General features: G+C 43.0%; 28 protein-coding genes and 1 pseudogene. 20 read left to right on the forward strand and 9 right to left on the reverse strand.

Going from position 1 to position 21,766, the window contains the following annotated elements; all coding sequences use genetic code 11:
- Positions 1-27: 27 nt before the first annotated feature.
- Positions 28-402, reverse strand: a complete 375-nt coding sequence (gene rsfS, locus EWM62_RS13700) for a ribosome silencing factor (protein WP_129877236.1) — start codon at positions 400-402, stop codon at positions 28-30.
- A gap of 92 nt (positions 403-494) precedes the next feature.
- On the opposite strand from rsfS, the gene EWM62_RS13705 reads away from it, so the two are divergent.
- The 5 genes from EWM62_RS13705 to pfkA all read left to right on the forward strand — a co-directional run bounded on the left by EWM62_RS13705 (position 495) and on the right by pfkA (position 4,984).
- Entirely contained in the window at positions 495-1,220 is a 726-nt protein-coding gene (locus EWM62_RS13705; protein ID WP_238989346.1) for a biotin--[acetyl-CoA-carboxylase] ligase, read from the forward strand.
- Positions 1,221-1,667 carry a protein-disulfide reductase DsbD N-terminal domain-containing protein gene (locus EWM62_RS13710; protein ID WP_129877238.1) on the forward strand — a complete coding sequence of 149 codons (447 nt, stop codon included), beginning with the start codon at positions 1,221-1,223 and terminating at the stop codon, positions 1,665-1,667.
- 28 nt (positions 1,668-1,695) lie between these two features.
- The gene (locus EWM62_RS13715) at positions 1,696-2,148 is read left to right on the forward strand and encodes a protein-disulfide reductase DsbD N-terminal domain-containing protein (protein ID WP_129877505.1); all 453 of its coding nucleotides are present in this window, start codon (positions 1,696-1,698) and stop codon (positions 2,146-2,148) included.
- A 2-nt stretch (positions 2,149-2,150) separates the two neighbouring features.
- On the forward strand, positions 2,151-3,887 hold the full coding sequence (locus tag EWM62_RS13720) for a protein-disulfide reductase DsbD family protein (RefSeq protein WP_129877239.1): 1,737 nt from the start codon (positions 2,151-2,153) through the stop codon (positions 3,885-3,887).
- 119 nt (positions 3,888-4,006) lie between these two features.
- A complete protein-coding gene (gene pfkA, locus EWM62_RS13725) occupies positions 4,007-4,984 on the forward strand; it encodes a 6-phosphofructokinase (RefSeq protein ID WP_129877240.1) in 978 nt (325 codons plus the stop codon).
- A 173-nt stretch (positions 4,985-5,157) separates the two neighbouring features.
- On the opposite strand, the gene EWM62_RS13730 is transcribed toward pfkA, so the two are convergent.
- Together EWM62_RS13730 and EWM62_RS13735 are read right to left on the reverse strand one after the other, a co-directional pair.
- Positions 5,158-7,050 carry an SPFH domain-containing protein gene (locus tag EWM62_RS13730; protein WP_129877241.1) on the reverse strand — a complete coding sequence of 631 codons (1,893 nt, stop codon included), beginning with the start codon at positions 7,048-7,050 and terminating at the stop codon, positions 5,158-5,160.
- 308 nt (positions 7,051-7,358) lie between these two features.
- Positions 7,359-7,715, reverse strand: coding sequence for an endonuclease domain-containing protein (locus EWM62_RS13735; RefSeq protein ID WP_129877242.1), 357 nt, complete (start codon positions 7,713-7,715; stop codon positions 7,359-7,361).
- Positions 7,716-7,997: 282 nt separating this feature from the next.
- On the opposite strand from EWM62_RS13735, the gene EWM62_RS13740 reads away from it, so the two are divergent.
- The 13 genes from EWM62_RS13740 to rplS all read left to right on the forward strand — a co-directional run bounded on the left by EWM62_RS13740 (position 7,998) and on the right by rplS (position 15,129).
- The gene (locus tag EWM62_RS13740) at positions 7,998-8,552 is read left to right on the forward strand and encodes a 30S ribosomal protein S16 (RefSeq protein WP_129877243.1); all 555 of its coding nucleotides are present in this window, start codon (positions 7,998-8,000) and stop codon (positions 8,550-8,552) included.
- A 77-nt stretch (positions 8,553-8,629) separates the two neighbouring features.
- Positions 8,630-9,157 (forward strand): ribosome maturation factor RimM, encoded by a 528-nt coding sequence (gene rimM / locus EWM62_RS13745; RefSeq protein ID WP_129877244.1) that lies wholly within the window; start codon positions 8,630-8,632, stop codon positions 9,155-9,157.
- Positions 9,158-9,403: 246 nt separating this feature from the next.
- The gene (locus EWM62_RS13750; protein WP_129877245.1) at positions 9,404-9,835 is read left to right on the forward strand and encodes a hypothetical protein; all 432 of its coding nucleotides are present in this window, start codon (positions 9,404-9,406) and stop codon (positions 9,833-9,835) included.
- A gap of 340 nt (positions 9,836-10,175) precedes the next feature.
- Positions 10,176-10,637, forward strand: a complete 462-nt coding sequence (locus EWM62_RS19700; protein WP_129877246.1) for an IS1595 family transposase — start codon at positions 10,176-10,178, stop codon at positions 10,635-10,637.
- Positions 10,582-11,106, forward strand: coding sequence for an IS1595 family transposase (locus EWM62_RS19705; protein ID WP_203235046.1), 525 nt, complete (start codon positions 10,582-10,584; stop codon positions 11,104-11,106). Before EWM62_RS19700 ends, EWM62_RS19705 begins: the two co-directional genes overlap by 56 nt.
- A gap of 8 nt (positions 11,107-11,114) precedes the next feature.
- On the forward strand, positions 11,115-11,258 hold the full coding sequence (locus EWM62_RS19340; RefSeq protein WP_162499844.1) for a hypothetical protein: 144 nt from the start codon (positions 11,115-11,117) through the stop codon (positions 11,256-11,258).
- Positions 11,259-11,296: 38 nt separating this feature from the next.
- A complete protein-coding gene (locus EWM62_RS13765; protein ID WP_129877248.1) occupies positions 11,297-11,746 on the forward strand; it encodes a hypothetical protein in 450 nt (149 codons plus the stop codon).
- Positions 11,747-11,829: 83 nt separating this feature from the next.
- Complete coding sequence (locus EWM62_RS13770; protein WP_129877249.1) at positions 11,830-12,273, forward strand: hypothetical protein; 444 nt, start codon at positions 11,830-11,832, stop codon at positions 12,271-12,273.
- Between the two features lie 22 nt (positions 12,274-12,295).
- A complete protein-coding gene (locus EWM62_RS13775; RefSeq protein WP_129877250.1) occupies positions 12,296-13,198 on the forward strand; it encodes a hypothetical protein in 903 nt (300 codons plus the stop codon).
- Positions 13,199-13,209: 11 nt separating this feature from the next.
- Positions 13,210-13,410 carry a helix-turn-helix transcriptional regulator gene (locus tag EWM62_RS13780; protein WP_129877251.1) on the forward strand — a complete coding sequence of 67 codons (201 nt, stop codon included), beginning with the start codon at positions 13,210-13,212 and terminating at the stop codon, positions 13,408-13,410.
- Between the two features lie 22 nt (positions 13,411-13,432).
- On the forward strand, positions 13,433-13,816 hold the full coding sequence (locus EWM62_RS13785) for a VOC family protein (protein WP_129877252.1): 384 nt from the start codon (positions 13,433-13,435) through the stop codon (positions 13,814-13,816).
- Positions 13,817-13,903: 87 nt separating this feature from the next.
- Entirely contained in the window at positions 13,904-14,578 is a 675-nt protein-coding gene (trmD, locus tag EWM62_RS13790) for a tRNA (guanosine(37)-N1)-methyltransferase TrmD (RefSeq protein ID WP_129877253.1), read from the forward strand.
- A 203-nt stretch (positions 14,579-14,781) separates the two neighbouring features.
- The gene (rplS, locus tag EWM62_RS13795; protein WP_129877254.1) at positions 14,782-15,129 is read left to right on the forward strand and encodes a 50S ribosomal protein L19; all 348 of its coding nucleotides are present in this window, start codon (positions 14,782-14,784) and stop codon (positions 15,127-15,129) included.
- A gap of 520 nt (positions 15,130-15,649) precedes the next feature.
- Here rplS and EWM62_RS13800 read toward each other — a convergent pair.
- The 4 genes and pseudogenes from EWM62_RS13800 to EWM62_RS13815 form a co-directional block, all read right to left on the reverse strand.
- Positions 15,650-16,303, reverse strand: a pseudogene (locus tag EWM62_RS13800) (phosphatidylserine decarboxylase family protein); the annotation flags it as partial.
- 26 nt (positions 16,304-16,329) lie between these two features.
- A complete protein-coding gene (locus EWM62_RS13805) occupies positions 16,330-17,172 on the reverse strand; it encodes a phosphatidate cytidylyltransferase (protein ID WP_317127816.1) in 843 nt (280 codons plus the stop codon).
- Positions 17,169-17,381, reverse strand: coding sequence for a putative signal transducing protein (locus EWM62_RS13810; protein WP_129877255.1), 213 nt, complete (start codon positions 17,379-17,381; stop codon positions 17,169-17,171). Before EWM62_RS13810 ends, EWM62_RS13805 begins: the two co-directional genes overlap by 4 nt.
- A complete protein-coding gene (locus EWM62_RS13815) occupies positions 17,362-18,306 on the reverse strand; it encodes a CPBP family intramembrane glutamic endopeptidase (RefSeq protein ID WP_129877256.1) in 945 nt (314 codons plus the stop codon). The genes EWM62_RS13810 and EWM62_RS13815 overlap by 20 nt, the downstream gene beginning before the upstream one ends.
- A gap of 37 nt (positions 18,307-18,343) precedes the next feature.
- On the opposite strand from EWM62_RS13815, the gene dusB reads away from it, so the two are divergent.
- Together dusB and apaG are read left to right on the forward strand one after the other, a co-directional pair.
- The gene (gene dusB, locus EWM62_RS13820) at positions 18,344-19,336 is read left to right on the forward strand and encodes a tRNA dihydrouridine synthase DusB (RefSeq protein ID WP_129877257.1); all 993 of its coding nucleotides are present in this window, start codon (positions 18,344-18,346) and stop codon (positions 19,334-19,336) included.
- A 46-nt stretch (positions 19,337-19,382) separates the two neighbouring features.
- Entirely contained in the window at positions 19,383-19,769 is a 387-nt protein-coding gene (gene apaG, locus EWM62_RS13825) for a Co2+/Mg2+ efflux protein ApaG (protein WP_129877258.1), read from the forward strand.
- A gap of 109 nt (positions 19,770-19,878) precedes the next feature.
- On the opposite strand, the gene EWM62_RS13830 is transcribed toward apaG, so the two are convergent.
- A complete protein-coding gene (locus EWM62_RS13830) occupies positions 19,879-20,703 on the reverse strand; it encodes an ion transporter (RefSeq protein WP_129877259.1) in 825 nt (274 codons plus the stop codon).
- Positions 20,704-21,007: 304 nt separating this feature from the next.
- Positions 21,008-21,724, reverse strand: a complete 717-nt coding sequence (locus EWM62_RS13835) for a zinc metallopeptidase (protein WP_129877260.1) — start codon at positions 21,722-21,724, stop codon at positions 21,008-21,010.
- Between the last annotated feature and the right edge of the window lie 42 nt (positions 21,725-21,766).

Raw genomic sequence — 21,766 nt, forward strand, 5'->3', positions numbered from 1 at the left:
AAAGGGTATTGTATTTTTGAGCTTTGTTTAAGCGCTTTTATAGCTTTTAATTTCAGCATCACCCCATAGGTCTTCAACACCATAAAACTCGCGTTTATCGGTCCTGAAGATGTGTATGACAACATCTATATAATCCAGCAGTATCCATTCGCCGTACTCAAGCCCCTCTTTGCGCCAAGGGTCCTGCTGTACCGCTTTATAAATTTCTTCCTCAACACTATTTGCTATTGCTTTTACCTGTGTGGCCGAATCGGCGTGGCAAATTACAAAGTAATCTGCTACCGAGCTGTTTATATTACGAAGATCGAGCCTTACAAGATCATTCCCCTTTTTTTCCTGCATGCCATGTATGGCAAGTTCAGAAATATAGGTGGATTCATTTATCACTTTACTTTTTACCATTAAAAAGATTTAGTTTTGAACGATTTAAGGTTAAATAATATTATACGTTGCAAAATAACATATTTTCAGGATTATTTGTTGGACAAAATTTAGTGTCACTAAAAGAAGTTGACTCAACAAACACATTCCTCAAAAATATCTTGTCAAATTCCAAGCCAGTACCTGATGGAACGGTCATTATGGCAGAACACCAGTTTGCCGGCCGCGGCCAGCGCGAAAACACCTGGCATGCAGAACCGGGCAAAAATTTAACCTTCAGCATATTGTTAAGGCCATCCTTTTTATCGGCATCGCAGCAGTTTTACCTTACCTGCGCCGTTAGTATGGGTATATATGACGCACTGCACCCCCTGTTACGTGACAGCCTGAAGATAAAATGGCCAAACGATATTTATTACGGAGATAATAAATTGGGCGGGATGCTTATTGAAAACATATTACAGGGCACCCAAATAAAAAGCGCCATAATTGGTATAGGCCTTAATGTAAACCAGCAAAATTTTCCCGACAATGCCGTTAACGCTACTTCTGTGAGAAAGATATTACAGAAGGATTATGATTTAAAAAATATATTAGCAGAAATTTGTAACCATATTGAAGCATATTACCTGCATCTTAAAGCCGGCAGGCTGGAATTTGTAAGGGATACTTATTTAAACCGACTATACCGGTTAAACGAACGGCACCAATTTAAGTCGAACGGGCAGGTTTTTGAAGGTGTTATAAAGGATGTTAAAGAAAGCGGCCTGCTGTTGGTTGAACAGGATACAGGCGGGCAGCTTTACAACTTAAAGGAAATAGAGTTTGTAAACACGTAAATGAAAATAGTACTTTTAACCATAACCGCCCTGATGATATCCATTGGAGCAAAAGCACAGGTGCAGCACCCGGTTAAATGGGCTTACGCGTCTAAAAAAATAAGCGCTACCGAAGTGATGGTATTATTAAAAGCCACTATTGATAAGGGATGGCATATATACTCGCAAAACCCTGATGGTGGAGGTTTAAAAACAACATTTACTTTTAAGCCCTCAAAAGAATATATATTGATGGGTAAAACTTTAGAACCAAAGCCTATTGTTAAATATGAGCCGGCAATTAAAGCAAACGTTATCTATTTTGAAAACCTGGTAGTTTTTCAGCAAAAGGTAAAATTAAAATCGGCAAATAAAAAAACTATAAACGGCAAGTTAGAGTATATGGCTTGTAAAACACAGTGTTTACCACCCGAAGAGATAACGTTTAACATCCCGATAGGGAAATAAGAACAGGATAAGAATTTAAACAGATATGATGAAGAAAGTATTTTTAGCAGTAATTGCATTAATGATAACCTTTGCTGCGCAGGCGCAGATAGAAGCGCACGTAAAATGGTCGTACGCTGCCAAAAAAACCAGCGCCACCGAGGCGGTTGTTTTGATAAAAGCGACAATGGACCAGGGCTGGCATATTTACTCGCAAACGGTTAAAGAAGGCGGGCCTATAAAAACCAGTTTTACCTTCGCGCCATCAAAAGAATATATGTTGGTTGGTAAACCAAGTGAGCCGAAACCGATAACTCATTTCGAAAAGGTTTTTAACATGAATGTTGGATACTTTGAGAACGTGGTTATATTTCAGCAAAAAATAAAACTAAAGTCGGCCAAAGCTTCGGCAGTTAAAGGTAAAGTGGAATTTATGACCTGTAATGATTCAAAATGTCTTCCACCAGACGAAGTAGCATTTTCTATCCCGTTAGGTAAATAATAATGAGGACAATCACATCGGCCGTCAGCCGCAACCGGTTCCGTAACGGGCTTTTATTTTTGATAACGCTTTTAGCGCTCACCGTTTTAGCGCCGCAGCAGTTAAGGGCGCAAACCGCCGATACGGTTTCGACCAATGATGTGGAATTTACGGATGTTCCTTCGGCATCGCAGCAACTTATAGCCAATAAGAAAAAGGCTGATTCGCTGGCCCAAGTAAAAGCCGATCCGGTAAAAAAATCCAGTGCAACAAGTGTTTCTACAAATACAGGCACCGAAAAGAGTGACGTTCCCAAAACCCTGTGGCAGTTATTTATTTTTGGCTTTGCCGGCGGCTTCGCGGCTTTTTTACTGCCTTGCGTTTACCCAATGCTGCCATTAACAGTTAGCTTTTTTACCAAAAGGGGGGGCAGCCGCGGCAGTGCCATATGGCAATCCTGCTTATATGGCCTTTCCATCATATTTATTTATGTTGTCTTCGGGTTGATCATAACCATCATTTTTGGCGCCGCCGCTCTTAATGGATTGGCGACCAATGGCGTTTTTAACTTCTTTTTCTTTTTAATGCTGTTGGTTTTTGGGGCATCATTTCTCGGTGCGTTTGAAATAACGCTACCCAGCTCATTAGCAAACAAACTCGACGCAAACTCTGATAGGGGCGGCTTTGCCGGCATCTTCTTTATGGCGGCTACATTGGTAGTAGTATCCTTTTCTTGTACCGGGCCGGCAATTGGCGGCATATTACCAAGTATTGTGCTTAAAGGCGAGCGACTTGGCCCTGCAGTATTAATGTTTGGCTTCTCGTTAGCCATAGCCCTTCCATTTACCATATTTGCCATGTTCCCGTCGGCGCTTAAAAGCCTGCCAAAATCTGGCGGGTGGTTAAATAGCGTTAAAGTGATACTGGGTTTTATCGAAATCGCATTCGCCTTAAAATTCTTATCAAATGTAGACCTTGCTTATCACTGGAACCTGATAGACCGCGAGGTGGTACTTTCCCTTTGGATAGCGATAGGCTTATTAATGAGTTTATACCTCATAGGGAAGATCAAATTTTCGCACGATAGTGAACTAACGCACCTGTCGGTAACCCGCACATTTATTGCCATGGGTATGTTTGCGTTTACCATATATATGGTGCCCGGCCTTTGGGGTGCGCCGTTAAAATCCATCAGCGCTTTGTTGCCACCTTTAAGCACACAGGATTTTGACATATCCGGCGGCGGCAGTGCTACAATTGCTACGCCGGCCAATACATCCACCATAAAAGTTAAAAAATACGAAGAGCTTTTTAAGCGCTTGCCAAAAGTAAAAGGCCTTGATGAATGGTATGATTATGACCAGGCGGTACAGCTTTCAAAAGAATTGCATAAACCAATATTTATTGATTTTACCGGCTGGAACTGCGTTAACTGCCGCGAAATGGAGCAAACGGTACTGCCAACCCCCGAAGTATTAAAGCGACTGCAAAATGAGTTTATAATACTACAGCTGGTTATAGATGATAAAACAGACCTGCCGGTTGCCGAGCGATATAAATCAACCTCGGGAGGAAAAGAGATTACTGAAATTGGCGCTAAATGGCTTGACCTGGAGATAACCAAATACAATTCTAACGCCCAGCCAAACTACGTAATTACTAATGAAAATGGCGATGCGCTTGTACCATCAATAGGCGCTACGGATGTTAAAACCTTTATTTCTTATCTTGATAGCGGTATCGCAGCTTATAAAAAGTAGGCGGGTAAAAAAAATTAATGTAAATTCGCGGAACTTTACGAAAACGATGTAGCCAGCCTGCATGGCTTTTGTAAAGTTCTTTCTGTTTACACTTACAACGCGACAGCGCCCTTTTAATAATGACGCAGATCAAAAATATAGGAGTTTTTACTTCCGGTGGGGATGCCCCGGGTATGAATGCCGCTATCCGTGCGGTTGTACGTTCAGCAATTTATTATGATATTGAGGTAACCGGTATCCGCCGTGGGTACGAAGGGATGATAAACGGCGAGTTTTTTGCAATGGACCGCAAATCTGTTTCCAATATCATTCAGCGTGGCGGTACTATTCTTAAAACAGCCCGCAGCGAGCAATTCAGAACAGCGGGTGGCCGTAAATTAGCTTACGACCAATTAAAAAAGCATGGCGTTGATGCCCTTGTTGGCATTGGCGGTGATGGTACCTTTACCGGCGCGCACATTTTTGGCCAGGAATACGATTTCCCTATAGTGGGTTTGCCCGGTACTATAGATAACGACCTTTTAGGTACCGATTTTACCATTGGTTACGATACTGCCATTAACACGGTAATTGATGCGGTTGATAAGATCCGCGACACCGCCGAGTCGCATGACAGGGTGTTTATTGTAGAGGTAATGGGCCGCGATAGCGGACTTATTGCTTTGCGTACGGGCATCGCATCTGGGGCAGAAGCAATTGTTATTCCCGAAAGTAAAACCAATATCGATGCCCTTTGCGAGCGCCTGGAGCATGGCCGTAAAGACAAACTATCAAAAATTGTAATAGTTGCCGAAGGTGATGATGCAGGTGGCGCGTTCGAGATAGGTCGGCATGTGAAAGAGCGTTTCCCGCATTATGATACCAGGGTATCTATTCTTGGGCACATCCAGCGAGGTGGCCGCCCGTCTTGCCAGGACAGGGTGCTGGCAAGCCGTGTTGGTGTTGCCGCCGTTGAAGCCCTTAAGAATGGCCGCCGTAACGAAATGATAGGTGTTATCCATAACGAAATATCGTACACCCCGTTTGAGCACGCCTGCAAACACAACATCGAAATTAACCCCAACTTTTTAAAGATAGTAGAGATACTGGCAATATAAGGTTGGACAAACGGTAAAGAAAAGCCCCGCAGATTTCTGCGGGGCTTTTCTTTATATAAACATGTCATTGCGAGGAGCGTAGCGACGTGGCAATCTCGTCGCATGCTTATCGTTTATGCATTGGCTACGATATTGCCGCGCTATCGCTCACAATGACATGGTATTCTATGGCATTACTCCGCCTTAGGCGTAATATCAACTACTTTCTCACCGGCTTCCCGCTGCATCTTCTTTAGCATTTCGCTACCGATGAGGGCATCTATCATGCCGTTGCCGCCACCATTTTGCCCGCTCACCAAAATCTCGGGCACCAGCTTGATGCCGTTGTTGGCCAGGGCTTCGGCTACACGCACAATGGCGTATTGCTCGGTACCCATAGCTTCTGTTTTTTGTTTGGTAACCTCGGCTTCGGCCAAACCTATGGCTTTAATTTTACCGGCATCGGCATTACCATTTACTTCGGTTGCAGCTGCATCCGCTTTGGCGTTAATGGTTTTTGCTTCGGCATCCGCACGGGCAATAATGGTTTTATTTTCGGCGTCCGCTTTGGCGTTGATCACTCTCGACTCGGCATCACCCCTTGCAGCGGCAACTTTAGAGGCGGCCATCTGGGTGTTTATTTCCACCTGGCGGGTTGATTTTACAACCTCGGGCTGCATATCGGCACCTGCCTTGGCGCTTTCAAATTCCTTACGCTCTACCTGCGCGCTTTTTTGGATCTCGTAGGTAACGCGTTCCTGCTCGGCAATTTTACGGTCGGTAAGCGTTTTCATAAGGGCTTCCGGCGGCACAATATCGCCTATCAGGGTATCTACACCCTCTACGTTATACTCGTTAAGTACCTTGCTTATCTGCGCACGCGCATCTTCCTGCCTTTGCGAACGGTTGGTTAAAAACTCTATCACACCACTTTTTTGTGCCGAGTTACGGAAGTAGTTGGCAATGGTGGGTTCCAATACCTGCGATACCAGGTTTTTTGTGTTACCGAAACGGGCTATCACCTTTGGTGCCTCGTTACGCGGGATGTGGATGATCTGCGAAACATCCAGGTTAAATGTAAAACCATCGGATGAACGCACACTTATGGTACACAGGTTTTTATCCAGCTCGTGGCTTTCGGTACGGCTGTTTGCCCAGTTCAATACGATGTTGGTGGTAGGCACTATCTCTACCGTGTGGGTGTAAATATTTACAGGGTGTTTACCAGGGTCCAGCGGTTCGTCCCAAACACCTTTATCGTATTTTTTGACTATGTTACCATGTGTAAAGCCCGTACCGCTGGTATCTTTACCTTCCGGGCCAACAAACGAGTTCACAACACCCACAAAACCAATGTGGATATGTACCATCTCTACCTGTTCTACAATAGCAAACCAGGGGTTAAGATAATAGGTACCGGCCAGGATAACATCTTCCTGCAAACCTTTTTTACCGCCCGCCTTTATAAAAGCCATCGGGTCCTGATAGTTACGGTGGCCCACTACCGATCCGCCCGCGATCTCGCCTTTTTCCAAAGGCTCACCATCCAATGTGGTTACAATACCCACTTTGTTTTCGTGAATGCTGGTAGTGGGCACCATCACAATCTCGAACAGAAAAGTGTTGATACGGTAACTACCCGGTGTAAGGAACGCGGCCTGCGGGCCTTTTTGGCCATTGTTTTCCAGGAAGGCCTGCGAGTCTTGGAACTTGTCGCAATCAACCGGCTTGCCCAGTACACGGCCAATATCCATCGGCGCGCCGTCCTTAGCTTTTACCAGGCCCAACCTGTCCTGCGGGATCACCGTAAACTGCTCCATTGTAATTACATACTGCCACGGCCACATGCGCCAGTACAAACCCGGGGCAAGGGGCTTGGCCTGCATACCCGCTTCGCCGCTAATGGCAATGATACGGCCATCGGGCAGCCGCTTGCTCCCATAAAGGGTGAATTTTTTAACAACCAAACCAATACGGTCATCAGGAACGATGATCATACCACATAAAACGCGCAATACAAATTTGTAAAGCACCAGAGCGCCAACCAGCAGGAATACCCACCAGAGTTGAATAATTGTTTCAGACATTTTTGTTTTTGATTTATTTAACGGGGCCCTTAAGGTGCGGGCTCCTCACAATAACTTATAGCTTTATGAGACCTTGGCTATATAGCGATATTATGATGCAGGGTGATATTTGTTGTTACAAAAAACGGCGAAAATATTTTTGGAGTGATGCGCCCCGGCTATTTACTCACCCCGCGGCACTTCGTGCGCGACCCTCTCTGCTGCGCAAAGAGGGTGGGGAAATTGAAAAGATGTTTTGAACATCCCCTCTTTGCGTAGCAGAGAGGGGGCAGGGGGTGAGTAAACTAATGAAGCGGTAGGCCGCCCTGTTACAAGTATTCCGTAATTTTCTTTAAAACGGCATCCAGATGTTCCTCAATTTCCCGGTTTTTAAATCTTAAAATGGTCAATCCTAAGTCTCTTAATACCACATCTCTATTCTTATCGTATTCTTTCTTAAATAAATGTACCGGGCCATCCGCTTCAACAACTAACCGTGCCTCAGCACAATAAAAATCCGGAATGTAATATTCGTATCTACCCATTGCTGATTTTACGCAAATAGGGTGCTGCCTCAAAAACTTCTTCCCTATTAAGCCCCGGTTTCGTAATATATTCCAAAGTAAATTTTCAGCGGGAGTTTGTCGTTTTCTCAGATCCCGGCATAACTGAATGATAGAAGGCATAAGTGAATTTACAAAACTTGTTACAAAGTGCAATACCTCCGCGCCAGCTACTCACCCCGACTACGCTGCGCTTGTCGACCCTCTCTGCTGCGCAAAGAGGGTGAAGAAAAAAGAAAAAAAGACCCCCTCTTTGCTTTGCAAAGAGGGGGCAGGGAGTGAGTAAACTAAATGAAACAGCTACCTATTTAACTACAAGCCTTTTATATATAAATAATAATTTATACCTTTGCATCCCCGCAGAAAGAACTCCGGGGACAATGTTGAATACATAAAAACAAAAGAATGGCAACTAAGATCAGACTGCAAAGACACGGTAAAAAAGGAAAACCTTTTTATTACATCGTAGTAGCAGATGCCCGTGCTCCAAGAGACGGTCGTTTTATTGAGCGTGTAGGTTCATACAACCCAAACACCAATCCGGCTACAATTGACATCAATTTCGAAAAAACCCTTGAGTGGGTTAACAATGGCGCACAGCCAACAGACACCTGCCGTGCAATACTGTCTTACAAAGGCGTATTATACAAAAAACACTTACAAGGTGGTGTTAAAAAAGGTGCTTTAACCGAAGAACAGGCAGAAACTAAATTTGCTGAGTGGTTAGATCAAAAAGACGGTAAAATAACAGGTAAAAAATCAAATCTTAACGCTGCAAAAGACGAAGCTCGTAAACTGGCTTTAATTGCTGAAGCGAAAAAGAAAGAAGATAAAGCTGCAGCTATCGTTGCTAAAAACACACCTGTTGCTGAAGAAGTAGCAGAGGAAGAAGTTACCGAAGAAGCACCGGCTGAAGAAGCTGCCGCAGATACTGAAACCGAAGCAGAAAGCGCTGAATAATTATTTGGACGTAAGTTCTAGAGCAAATGGCGAAGCAACCCAACGGTTCTTCGCCATTGTTATTTAAAAGTATTATTATGAAAACCGAGGATTGTTTCAGGCTGGGCAGTATTTTAAAAACCAAAGGGTTAAAAGGCGAAATGCAGCTGTACATTGATTTTGAGGATGCTGATACCATTAAGATAAAATCACTGTTTGTGGATATTGCCGGCAAGCTGGTGCCCTATTTTGTAAGTTCGATAAAGTTTTTGCAAAAGAACCAGGCCTACCTGTACCTGGAAGATGTAGATACTATTGAAAAAGCAGCCATGCTGGTTAAGAAAGATATATACCTGCCCAACAAGGTAAAGCCCAAAAAAAAGAAAGAGGAATTTACCCTTAAAGATGTAAAAGGCTTTATTGCCGTTGACGAAACCCACGGCGAACTTGGCGAGATCCTGGATGTGGTAGAATACCCGCAACAGCTGATTGCATCGGTAAACTTTAAAAATAAGGAAGTGCTGTTCCCGCTAAACGTTGATATCATCAAAGGGATTGACGTGGATGGCGGCGAGATCTATATTGCGCTGCCGGATGGTTTGCTGGATGTATATCTGGAGAGTTAGCCGAAGCCCCCTAACCCCCCGAAGTGGGAATAAGATTAAAGCGCTTAAATAGCGCTTTTTTTGTTTCAAAAATATTTTGTCAAAAAAACTGGTAACTATATATCAGTTGGGACAAACTAATAAACATGATTTTACATGGTAGACAAGGGGCTTTAAAGCCCCTTTCATTTTTATTTGTCTTTTTTACGAAAATCATTTGCAACCTAAGTTTTATTTTGTAATTTTATCCCCCATAGAGTAGTAGCTATGAGTTTAGAAATAACAGACGAACAGGTTGTTCAACATTTAAAACAAAAGGAATCAAATTTATTAATGCAACTGGAGAAGGTGCGAGCCGCCTTGTTCGTTTACGATATTGTAGGGGCTGATACATCAGAACCATCTCAATACCTTCAAGGTAGCGGAGTTCAATTAGAATTCGACCCATTTATGTCTTATGACCAAAAAGTTATTTTTTCTCTAAGAGGAATAGAGGGTGGGTATATAAACCACATGGTAGACTACCTTTTGAAAGCAGGTGATGATACAGATCAAAAGAAATTATATAACGGATTGACAGGCGCTGCAAGTAGGTTGTATAGGGCTGGTATTTTAAAAGCTGATACAAGAGGGAAGAAATACAAGTATTATTTAAATCCAGATACAGAAAAAGAAAGGGCAGAAATTCTGCCCCTCTAAGGTTGTTTAAGATTGTGCGGGCGAAGACGGTCACATTTGCCGTAAGAATTGAGAGTAGTAGCTTTCAAACTTAGCAGTAGTGTAATGGACTACAACGCACGACTTTAAACGATGACGGGTAAACTTGCTTTTAAGGGCATTGATAGTAGGGGGTAAGGCCGCGAGCCCAATCCCCCACTCCTGTCATTGCATGCTCTAAATTACGGATAATAATTTAATTATACAAATTAATTATTATGCACAATCGTGCGTTTCTATTTTCTCCATCTCAAATTATTTTCAAATAAATTTGTCCCATTAAGTTATTAATATTATATTTGTATAAGCAAACAAAGAAACAATGACAACTCAATTCAAAAGCCTTATCCAAGTATTAGATTTCTTCAAAGAAGAAGATACCTGCAAAGCGTACTTAGCTAACAGCCGTTGGGGTACTGAACCAGCATGCCCACATTGCGGTAACGTTGGCGCATACATTACTAATAGAGGTTTTAAATGCAAGGCTAAAGAGTGCCAAAAGAAATTTACTGTAACCACTGGTACAATATTCGAGAATACAAAAATATCGTTACGTACATGGTTTGCTGCAATGTACTTATGTACTGCTCATAAAAAGGGCGTTTCTTCTTTGCAGTTGTCACGTGATTTAAACCTTACTCAAAAAACAGCATGGTTTATTTTACATCGCATACGTGAAATGTTAAACGCTAACCAACCTAAACAATTAGACGGTACGATTGAAATCGATGAAACATACGTCGGCGGTGCAACCAAAAACAAGAGCAATAAAAAAACGCGCTGAATTACGTGCAACAGGTGCGCAGTACTTTAGCAAAACAAGTGTTATCGCAATGGTTAATCGTGAAAACGGACAAGTGCGTACACAGGTATTAAAAGCTAATAGCGTTAAATATTCTGATGTGTTACCATTGATACAGGCAAACGTTACCGAAACCTCTTTAATCATTACCGATAGTTCAACTATGTACGGTAGCCTTAAGCATTCTTACAACCACGAAGTTGTTAACCACGTGAATAAAGAGTACGTAAGGGGTGCAATGCACACTAATACTATCGAGGGTTTCTTTAGCCAGCTTAAAAGAGGTATTTACGGGATATATCATCAAGTTAGCCCTAAACATTTAGGCCGTTACTGTAATGAGTTTCAGTACCGCTATAACACCCGCAAAACAACAGATGTTAACCGTTTTGAGGATGCTGTTAAAAACATCAACAATGTACGTTTAACTTATGCTGATTTAATTAAGTAATTTTGCGTATGGCAAAAGAAACGAAGAAAAAATCAGAACCTAAACCACGTGCAGAGAAGTATGAGGAAAAGGTAAAGTTTGAGGGGACTTTAGAGCAGATGATTAACATGGCTGTAAATACTAAAGCCCCTGACAAAAAAGAAGAAAAGTAATATCTATATTAAGCCTCCCTAAATCGGAGGCTTTTTTTATGGTTAAAATAAAACACAAGCAAACTAAAGAATTATCAGAGGTTACTATTTCTATTTGGCTACGTAAGATAAACCAAGACCTATACGATGTAGTGAGCTACAAGGATGTTGTTAGCCTATATCAGAATAATAGAAATAAAGAGCAGGGTTTTTATAAACTATTCTTAGGTATTGTTGAAAAAGAACATGCAGAGCGTTCTGTAAAAGAACACCCTAATGAGTTTTCTTATGAAATATGGACGCCCGAACCAACAGACACATTGTATCACAAAAATAAAACGGGTTACGCCCTATCTGACTTCAAAAAATCTGTTTTGAATATAATGAATGCTATTACTCCGAAAGCTATTAAGTCGCTAAACTCTATTTGGAAATTCATAATTTTAATTGTTACTGGTGTGCTGGCGAAAGTTATTGTTGAGTTAATTGCTAATTATCTTAAAAATTAGTTTGTCCCAACTGATATATAGTTACCAAAATACTTGACATTTGTAAACTTTGTTTTACATTTGGTAAATCAAACTTTACAACCATGAGATCACGATTCCTTTTCCCGCATTATTTTAGAAGTATAGGGTACCTATGCTTTGCGATAATAATTTTATGTGCTATCCTGATCAGGATCATTCATCCACAGGTAAGCATGCAATCCATCCACCATACAACAATACCAGGGATAAAGACCTGGCATGACATTACCGCCTTGCTGATACTTGGGGGATTGCTATTTATCGCCTTCTCTAAAGAAAAGGTAGAAGACGAGCACATTACACTCATCAGGTTAGAATCGTTACAATGGGCGGTGTACCTAAACTACTTTATGCTGGCTGTTTGTGTTGTGCTTGCCAACACCATGGAATTGATGCATATCATCTTAACCGCCGTATGGGCGCCGCTGATATTTTTTATTATCCGTTTCCGCTGGATGATATACCGTCTGAACAGGGATGCAGGAAAAGAAACAGACCTATCATAATCATACTATAAACTTTACAGGCATGAGATCACGATTATTATTTCCACACCGCTTTAAGCTATTGGGATGGCTTTTGGCGTTACCCGGCTTTGTACTGGGCTACCAGGTTGTTTACAACGACTATAATATTCCGGGCTTTGAATTGGTACTGCGGGAAAAGAGCTCGCTCTTTTTATCAGCTTCAGAAAACTTTACCAACGAACTTGCGCTAACCATGGTGATTACCGGGCTGCTTTTAATAGCGTTTAGTAAGCAAAAGACAGAGGATGAATTAACGGCAAAAATGAGGCTTAATGCGTTATATTGGTCAATACTGGTAAATTTTTGCTGGTACGGTGTGCTTGTAGTTTTTGCTGTTATAAATACCATTGTGCATATTACAAGTATCGGGAGCATTGTATCGTTCGCTTCAGATAACCTAACCTTTACTGTATACAACCTGTTTATGCCTTTGGTTATCCTGATAGTAAGGTTTTACTATTTGTTATATAAAAACAAGGAAGAATATGAGATAAAGCCGCTGAGATTTTTATCCTATAAGCCATACCGCATCCTGGGCATAATATTGTCCGTAGGGTTATTCACGGGGCTTATAATTGCAAATTTAGCCGGGGTTGACGAAAATAAACTTTCGGTCGCTTACCTTTTGCCGTTGGTGATGTTGTTGTGGGTTTACTCTAAAGAGAAGGAAGAGGACGAATATATAAATACCATAAGGCTAAATGCTATGCAAATAGCCGTATATGTAAATTACGCTATACTTTTAATTGGGAATTTTGCGGTTTATGGCCTGGGATTTTTATACGTACTGGTATTTAACCTGGCTACCATCCCAACCATATTTTTGATCGTGTTTCATTACCGGTTATATAAGATCCGGCAGGAAGACAGTGAAAGAAGCCGTTTAAATCTTAACCTTTTATAACCCGCGCAAACATGAAAAACACATTGCGTGTAGAGCGCGCTATAAAAAACATTACCCAGGCCGACCTGGCCGCAGCAATAGGCGTATCCCGGCAAACCATCAACACCATCGAAAGTAATAAATACGTACCGTCAACCGTGCTTGCCTTAAAAATTGCAAGGGTTTTTGATAAACCTGTTGAAGCTATTTTTGAACTGGAAGATGGTGATTAGCAACTATTAACTAAATTAGCATATGGCCACACCAATATTTGCACCCATGCTTATCGTCCCTAACGGGTTAACAGATGTAAGCTTTTACACCAAAGCCTTTGGTGCCGAAGAGATACGCCGCTTTAGTAACGACGATGGCACCATCCATGTAGCAGAGCTTTCCATGAACGGGGCAACGTTTCATTTACACGAACAATGGAAAACCAAACTGGTAAGTCCGCAAAAGGCCGGCGCAAGCACTGTGTCGGTAAATATATTTGTAGATGATGTAGACGCCGTGGTTAACCAGGCAGTGGCTGCCGGGGCAAAGATCACATCGCCCGTACAGGATTTTGATTACGGATACCGCCAGGGCGATATCATCGATCCCTTTGGCCATTGCTGGCAAATACAGAAGAAGATTTAGAAGAATCAAGACAGCAAGATTCAGGATTCAAGAACCCAGATTAAAACTAATCTCTATTCTCCAATCACTAATCACTAAATTTGCCCCATGCGTTTCGATATCATCTCTGTTTTGCCAGGTTTGCTGGAAAGTCCCTTTGCCCATTCTATTTTACAGCGCGCGCAAAAAAAGGGCATCTCCGAAATTGTGGTGCACAACCTGCGCGATTACGCCACCGGAAAGCAAAAAAGCGTTGACGATTACCCGTACGGCGGCGGCAGCGGCATGGTAATGACCATACCACCCTTCGCGGCCTGTATCGAGAAACTAAAAAGCGAGCGCGAATACGACGAGATCATTTTTATGAGCCCCGATGGCGAAACCCTTAACCAGGGGATAGCTAACCAGCTGTCTATCAAAAAAAACATCATGATACTTTGCGGGCATTACAAAGGGATCGATCAGCGCATCCGCGACATTTACGTTACCCGCGAGATCTCGATAGGCGACTATGTGCTGTCAGGCGGCGAACTGCCCGCTGCGGTACTGGTTGATGCCGTGGTGAGGCTGATCCCGGGCGTACTGAGCGACGAAACATCAGCCTTGTCTGATTCTTTCCAGGACGATATGCTGGATGCCCCCGTTTACACCCGCCCTGCCGACTGGAACGGGCATAAAGTACCCGCTGTATTATTAAGCGGCAACACCCCTGAGGTTGAAAAATGGCGTTTTGAACAAGCCCTTGAGCGCACCAAAATCCGCAGGCCCGATCTCTTGGATTAGCACCCCAATCCCCTAAAAAGGGAACCTGATTTAGAAAGTTCAGGCCATTCAAATGCTCCTCGTTCAGGAGGCTGGAGCCCCCAATTTGTGGACAAAACACAATTTGTGGAAATTTTTAAAATACGTTTTCAAATTCAAAATAATATCCTTATTATTGCACTCCGATTTTTACGGGTTAAAAATCGCTTTAAGAGCTTAAAATCATGGATTTAGTAAAATTTGTAGAAGAGCAATCAGTAGTTAAAAATACATTCCCGTCGTTTAAGGCTGGTGATACTGTTAGTGTGCATTATAAGATCAGAGAAGGTAATAAAGAACGTATCCAACTTTACCAGGGTGTTTGTTTACAGCGTAACAGCGTTGGCAACAGCGAAACTTTTACCGTACGTAAGGTTTCTAACGGTATAGGTGTTGAGCGTATTTTCCCTATCAACTCTCCAAACATCGATAAAATAGAAGTAAACAGTGTTGGTAAAGTACGCCGCGCTAAATTGTTCTATCTGCGTGCCCTTACCGGTAAAGCAGCCCGTATCAAATCAAAAAGGGTTTAATTATCTTTTCGCCGCAAGGCGGATACATATAAAATTTACAGAACCTGCCCGTTATACGGGCGGGTTTTTTTGCGTTGATTGGGATGTGATGGCGCCCTTCTTCCCCACGCTTAACACTACGCATCATTGAGGGGCACAAAGTAATCTCTGAACTAAGCTTCAACGCCCTGCATTACCATTTTCTATCGGGAGATTGCTTTGTCACCACGCTCCGCGCAATGACGTGCAGGTTATGTGCACCACAAAAAAGCCCCTGTGCAAATACACAGAGGCTTAAAAATATATTTAAAAACGCTTATTTCTTATCGTCCTTTTTTACTGCTTTTGGTTTAGCCACGGGCTTTTTTGCAGGTTCGGTTTTAGCTGCGGGTTTCTTTTCGGCTGCCGGTTTTTCTTTTTTCGGCTCGTGTTCTATCACCAGGGTTTCTTCGCCATGCTCTTCGCTTAAAGGTTCAGTGTGATCGGGGATAGTTTCGTTCACCACATCCGATGTTTCATCGGGCAATGCAGCGTTGTTTAACAATTCGGCCAAAACCGTACGGCCGCCTTTTACTACCTGGTTCAGCTCTACATTTATTTTGGTACCCAGCGGCAGGAAAATGTCCACCCTCGACCCAAATTTTATAAAGCCAAATTGCTGGCCCTGTTCAACCACATCGCCCTCTTTTACATACCATACAATACGGCGGGCAAGCGCGCCTGCTATCTGGCGGAATAATACCTGGGTGCCTTCGCTATTTTCGGTTACAACGGTGGTACGTTCGTTCTCGGTTGATGATTTGGGATGCCATGCCACCAGGTATTTGCCCGGGTGGTACTTAAAATATTTAACAACCCCGCTTATTGGGTTGCGGTTTACGTGCACGTTAACCGGCGACATAAATACCGATAGTTGAATGCGCCTGTCTTTAAAAAATTCGGTTTCTTCCGTTTCTTCAATTACTACTACTTTACCATCTGCAGGGCAAAGCACCTGCGATTCTTCGGCGCTAATGTGTAAAATAGGGCTGCGGAAAAACTGCACAATGGTTACAAACAGCAAAAACGACAAGATGTAAACTATCCATTTTACAACATGTGCATCCGGGAAATAAAATGAGATAAGTGCGTTCAATACAAATATGAACAGCACCGTAAGGGCAAGTGATGTATATCCTTCTTTATGAAAAGTCATATATAGGGTAATAAGTTTCTACAAAATTAAACATTTACAGCGAAGTATAAGTAAGTATATACAACAGGCGCTGCCAGCAGCAACCCGTCGAACCTATCCAGCAAGCCCCCATGGCCTGGCAGTATGGTGCCCGAATCTTTGATGTTGATGCTGCGCTTAAACATAGATTCTACCAGGTCTCCCAGCGTACCGAAGCAGGAAATAAGGATGGCCACAGACACCCAGTTCTTCCAGCTAAGTTCAGGGAAATAAAGGCTGATGATATAGCCAACCGCGGCACTGATAACTACGCCGCCAATAAAGCCTTCCCAGGTTTTTTTTGGCGAGTGGCGTTCAAAAAGCTTGGTACGGCCAATGCTCATCCCTACCAGGTAAGCCCCGGTATCGTTACTCCATAGCAGTAATAAAAAGCCCAGCGGGATATGAACAGTGTAAGGTCCGCTTACATAGGCCAACGCATGAAAAAATGTAAAAGGTATTACCACAAACACTACACCTAAAAGGGTATAGCCAATATTGGCAAAAGGTGCAACGGAAATTTTAAACAGCTCGAAGATAAATACTATGATCACGCCCAGGGGAACCAAAAACAACAGCGTGTGGCCTATTCGCATACTGCTTTCGCCGGCCGGGGTTAATGATGCGTCATAAGTAATAAAGGCAAACGCCGCGTAAATAAGCGCCCCGCTTAGCAAGCCTGCAACTATATTAGGGGCGGCTGTCTCTTTCTTAATAAGCGTATAAAACTCGTACAGGCAAAAGCCGCTTAGCAATAAATAAAATGCGCCAAACACATTGTGCCCCAGTAAAAAGGAGCCAATCATCACTATGGTAAAAAAAAAGCCCGTTATGGCGCGTGTCTTCATCATAAATTAATTTGGTTCAATATCATTATTTCAATAGCGCGGCTAAAATCTTCCTGGTGTATATACACTTCAATATCGCCAAAAGCCTGGTGCGATGATGCCTGCTTGTTAAACAATACAGCATCTATCTGGTACCCGGTAAGCACCTGTTTGATGATCTCCGACTGATAGAAATTGGATGAAGTATAAATTTTAACCCAATTTTTCTCCATTTACTACAGGGTTAAGTTTTTTATCCAATGCTACCTTTTTATAAACTATCAGCAAAATTATAATAATTATCAGGCTAAACAGGTAGATAGGGGTATTAAATACATTCGTGTCTTCGGGGTTTAGTGTAATAATGTTTTTCTGATACAAATATGTTACCACCACAATAGTGCTATTGTTTAAAAAATGCCCCCATATGGCAGGCCAGATACTGCCACTATATGCCACTAAATAACCGAAAATGCCACCCAGCAACATGCGTGGCAAAAAGCCATAAAACTCCATATGAAACGCGCTGAATAAAGCCGCGCCTATCCAGATAGATGCGTGAATATTTTTGGTCCATTTATGTAAAATAGTTTGTAACACACCGCGAAACATAATTTCCTCGGCAATGGCGGTTAAAACACCTAACAGGATAACGTTTTTTATTACATCCCAAATGGTGTTCATTTTTAAAATGGCTGCGGTAAGCAGTTCGGCTGCTTTTTCAGAAGCCCGCATCCAATCTTCCAACCCCTTTAACCATTTTGGAAGTACCAAACCCTGGTTAAAATTACCCAGCACCTCTATCAGGGGTACAGACACCATCATTATCACAAAAACCAACGCCAGTAAAATAAGGTGGAAGCGCTTATTTGTTCTAAGATATTCTTCCGTGTTTTTTACTACCCATTTACTAAAAACCCAGGGGCCCAAAAAAATGGGCAGGGTCATAGCAAGTATCTGCAATATATAAAGGGCGCGTAATGTTTGCGGATTGCTAAAATTAGCCGTGCCAATATCGGTCAATATTTTTAGCCCGAAAAACACCGCAATAACTACAAAGCCCAATATATTGCAAGCAACAAATACCCCTGCAAATACAGCTACAAAAAGCAGGAATTGCTTAGCCGGGGATAGGTGATTTACCGGGCTTTTCATCATTTAGCTTAAATTTCGTAAATTTGCACGAATATAACCGATGTCCGTACAAATAGGAAATATTGATTTAGGAGAGTTCCCGCTGTTGCTGGCGCCGATGGAAGATGTGAGCGATCCTCCTTTCCGTTACGTGTGCAAGCAAAATGGCGCGGATATGATGTACACGGAATTTATTTCGTCCGAAGGGTTGATCCGCGATGCGGCCAAGAGCCGTCAAAAACTTGATATTTTTGAATACGAACGCCCGATAGGTATCCAGATCTTCGGAAGCGATATCGACCACATGCGCGAAGCTACTGAGATAGCCTCGCTGGCCGGGCCCGACCTGATGGATATTAATTACGGCTGCCCTGTTAAACAGGTAGCCTGCCGTGGTGCAGGTGCCAGCCTTTTACAGGATATTGACAAAATGGTTGCCATGACCAAAGCGGTTGTAAATGCCACCCATTTGCCCGTTACCGTTAAAACCCGCTTGGGCTGGGATGATAACACCAAAAACGTTTACGAAGTTGCCGAACGGCTTCAGGATGTAGGTATAAAGGCTTTGACCATACACGGCCGCACACGCGCGCAGATGTACAAAGGCGTTGCCGACTGGACGCTGATAAGCCAGATAAAAAAGAACCCGAGAATAAAGATCCCCATTTTTGGTAACGGGGATATCGATTCGCCCGAGAAGGCGGCTAACTGGCGCATTGAATATGGTGTGGATGGGATGATGATTGGCCGCGCGGCTATAGGTTATCCGTGGATTTTCCGCGAGGTTAAACACTATTTTAAAACCGGCGAACACCTGGATAAGCCAACCATTGCCGAACGCATTGAGGTTTGCAAAACGCACCTGCAAAAATCGATAGAATGGAAAGGCCTTAGAACGGGTATTTTTGAAATGCGCCGCCACTACAGCAACTATTTTAAAGGCGTACCCGACTTTAAAGAATACCGTATGCAACTGGTTACTGCTGCTACCATCGAAGAAATAATGGATATTTTAGCGCAGGTTGACAAAAAATATGCTTTTGAAATGGCGTAATATTTGTTTGTATGCTATATATTTGAATATAACGTTACAATAAACAATGGCCACTACCATAACTGAAGGTGTTAAGGTTTCAGTTGAAACAATTTACCAACCCGAGTATTCAAACCCCATGAATGATCATTTTATGTTTGCCTATAAGGTGAATATAGAGAATATGGGCAATTATGCCGTACGCTTGGTAAGCAGGCACTGGTATATCTTCGACTCGAACGGGGCCAAGCGCGAAGTTGAAGGCGAAGGCGTTGTGGGCCTGCAACCTGTTATTGAGCCGGGCAGCTCGCACGAGTATGTAAGCGGCTGTAACCTTAAAACAGATATGGGCAGCATGAAAGGCGAATACCAGATGGAGCGCCTGCTGGATAACTCGGTTTTTAATGTACAGATCCCCGAATTTTACCTGATTGCACCTTACAGGTTGAATTAGCAGACCCCTAACATCCTGAAGGGGGAATAGAATATACGCCCCGGCAGAAATGCCGGGGCTTTTTGTTGCCGAAATTACTATCCTGTCATCCCGAACGAATACCTTTGTTTTACAACAAAGCCGAGCCACAAAATTTGCAAAAGGTAGCATCGCCATCGTGCCCTTCGCGGCCGCAGGTGGGGCAGGCTTCGGGAAGTTCCTTTTTCTGGCGTGCCGCGGTTGCAAGATCATGGGTTAAGATCCCGGTGGGTACAGCAATTATGGCGTAACCTATCAGCATTACTATCGAAGCTACGAATTTTCCGGTAGCTGTGACGGGGGCGATATCGCCATAACCAACTGTGGTAATGGTAACAATAGCCCAGTAAATACTTTCGGGAATGTTGGAAAATCCGTTCTCGCGCTGCTCTACCAGGTACATCACCGAGCCCAGTATTACCGTGAGCGACAACACCGTAAGCAGGAAAATACTGATCTTACGCAGGCTACCTTTCAGCGCTACCGTTAAAAAATTGATCTCTGTTAAAAAGCGGCTCAGCTTAAAGATCCTGAACACCCGCAGTAATCGCAAGGCCCTGAATACCAGCAACGACTGTGCGCCGATAAAAAATATACTTAGATAAGATGGGATCAGCGCAATAAGGTCAATAATGCCTAAGGGACTAAATACATACTTCCAAGGTCTTTTTATACTGACCAGCCTCAGCGTATATTCAATGGTAAACAACGCCGTATAAACCCATTCAACATATTTAAATGTATGCCCGTACTGCTGGTGAATGCTTTCTACGCTATCCAACATCACCACAATAATGCTGGTAAATATGGCTATTAGCAGGCCAACATCAAAAGCCTTGCCCGCACGCGTGTTAGATTCGTAGATGATCTCGTGCAGTTTAAAACGCCAGTCTTTTTTGGTTTCGGTTGATGCCATTATTAAAGATAACACAATATGCAATGTATTGTGTGCAAATCAAAAGCTCCCCCTTCAGGGGGGCGGGGGGCTACAAAAAAGGCCGCCCTTAAGGCAGCCTTCAACACTAAACTAATTAAACTAAAAAACTACTGCTTACCGTTGCTAACCGGTTATATTTATTGGGGCATATCAGCCTGCTAATTTCATTTACTATATACATGACGAAGTATAGTATTAGTTTGTTACAAGCCAACAAAAAACGCCCCGGTAAATTCGGGGCGTTTTTATCTTATCCTTTGTCTTTAATCCTATCTAAAAAGACTTAGTTCCTGCGGTTAAATAAAAACGACGCGTAGTAAACCAGGGTTGCCAGTGCGCCTAAAGCAGCTACAACATAGGTCATGGCGGCCCACCAAAGGGCATCTTTGGCCTGCTCATGTTCCTCGCGTGTTTGCATAACGGTGTAGTTATTATTTAACCAGGCCAAGGCACGCTGACTGGCGTCAAACTCTACCGGCAATGTTATAAAGCTGAACAGGGTTACCAATGCCAGCGCGCCAACGCCAATAGCCAGCACAAAAACGTTGTGGGTAAAAAACAGCAGCATAACGCCTATCATCAGTGTCCACTGGGTTAAGGTTGATGCCACATTTACTACAGGCACCATTGCCGAGCGGAAGCTAAGCCAGCTGTAGGCTTTAGCATGTTGTACGGCGTGGCCGCATTCGTGCGCCGCAACTGCGGCCGCAGCAACACTGCGGCTGTGGTACACATCGGGGCTAAGGTTAACAGTTTTATTTTCGGGGTTATAGTGGTCGGTCAACTGGCCTTCAACAGAAGTTACCTGCACATCGTAAATGCCGTTGTCTTTCAGCATGCGCTCGGCCACATCCTTGCCAGACAGACCGGAGAGTAAAGGCATTTCGGCATATTGTTTAAATTTACTTTTGAAACGCCATTGCACAATAAAGCTTACCAGGGCAATTGCTATCATTAGCAGCCAGGCAGAATTATAGGAAACAAATAATAGGTTCATCATTTTTCAATAGTTTTATAAAAACAGCAATTCAAAAAGCATTCC

Origin of the sequence: Mucilaginibacter terrigena, from assembly GCF_004168255.1 — a bacterium.
In the GTDB taxonomy this organism is placed as follows: domain Bacteria; phylum Bacteroidota; class Bacteroidia; order Sphingobacteriales; family Sphingobacteriaceae; genus Mucilaginibacter; species Mucilaginibacter terrigena.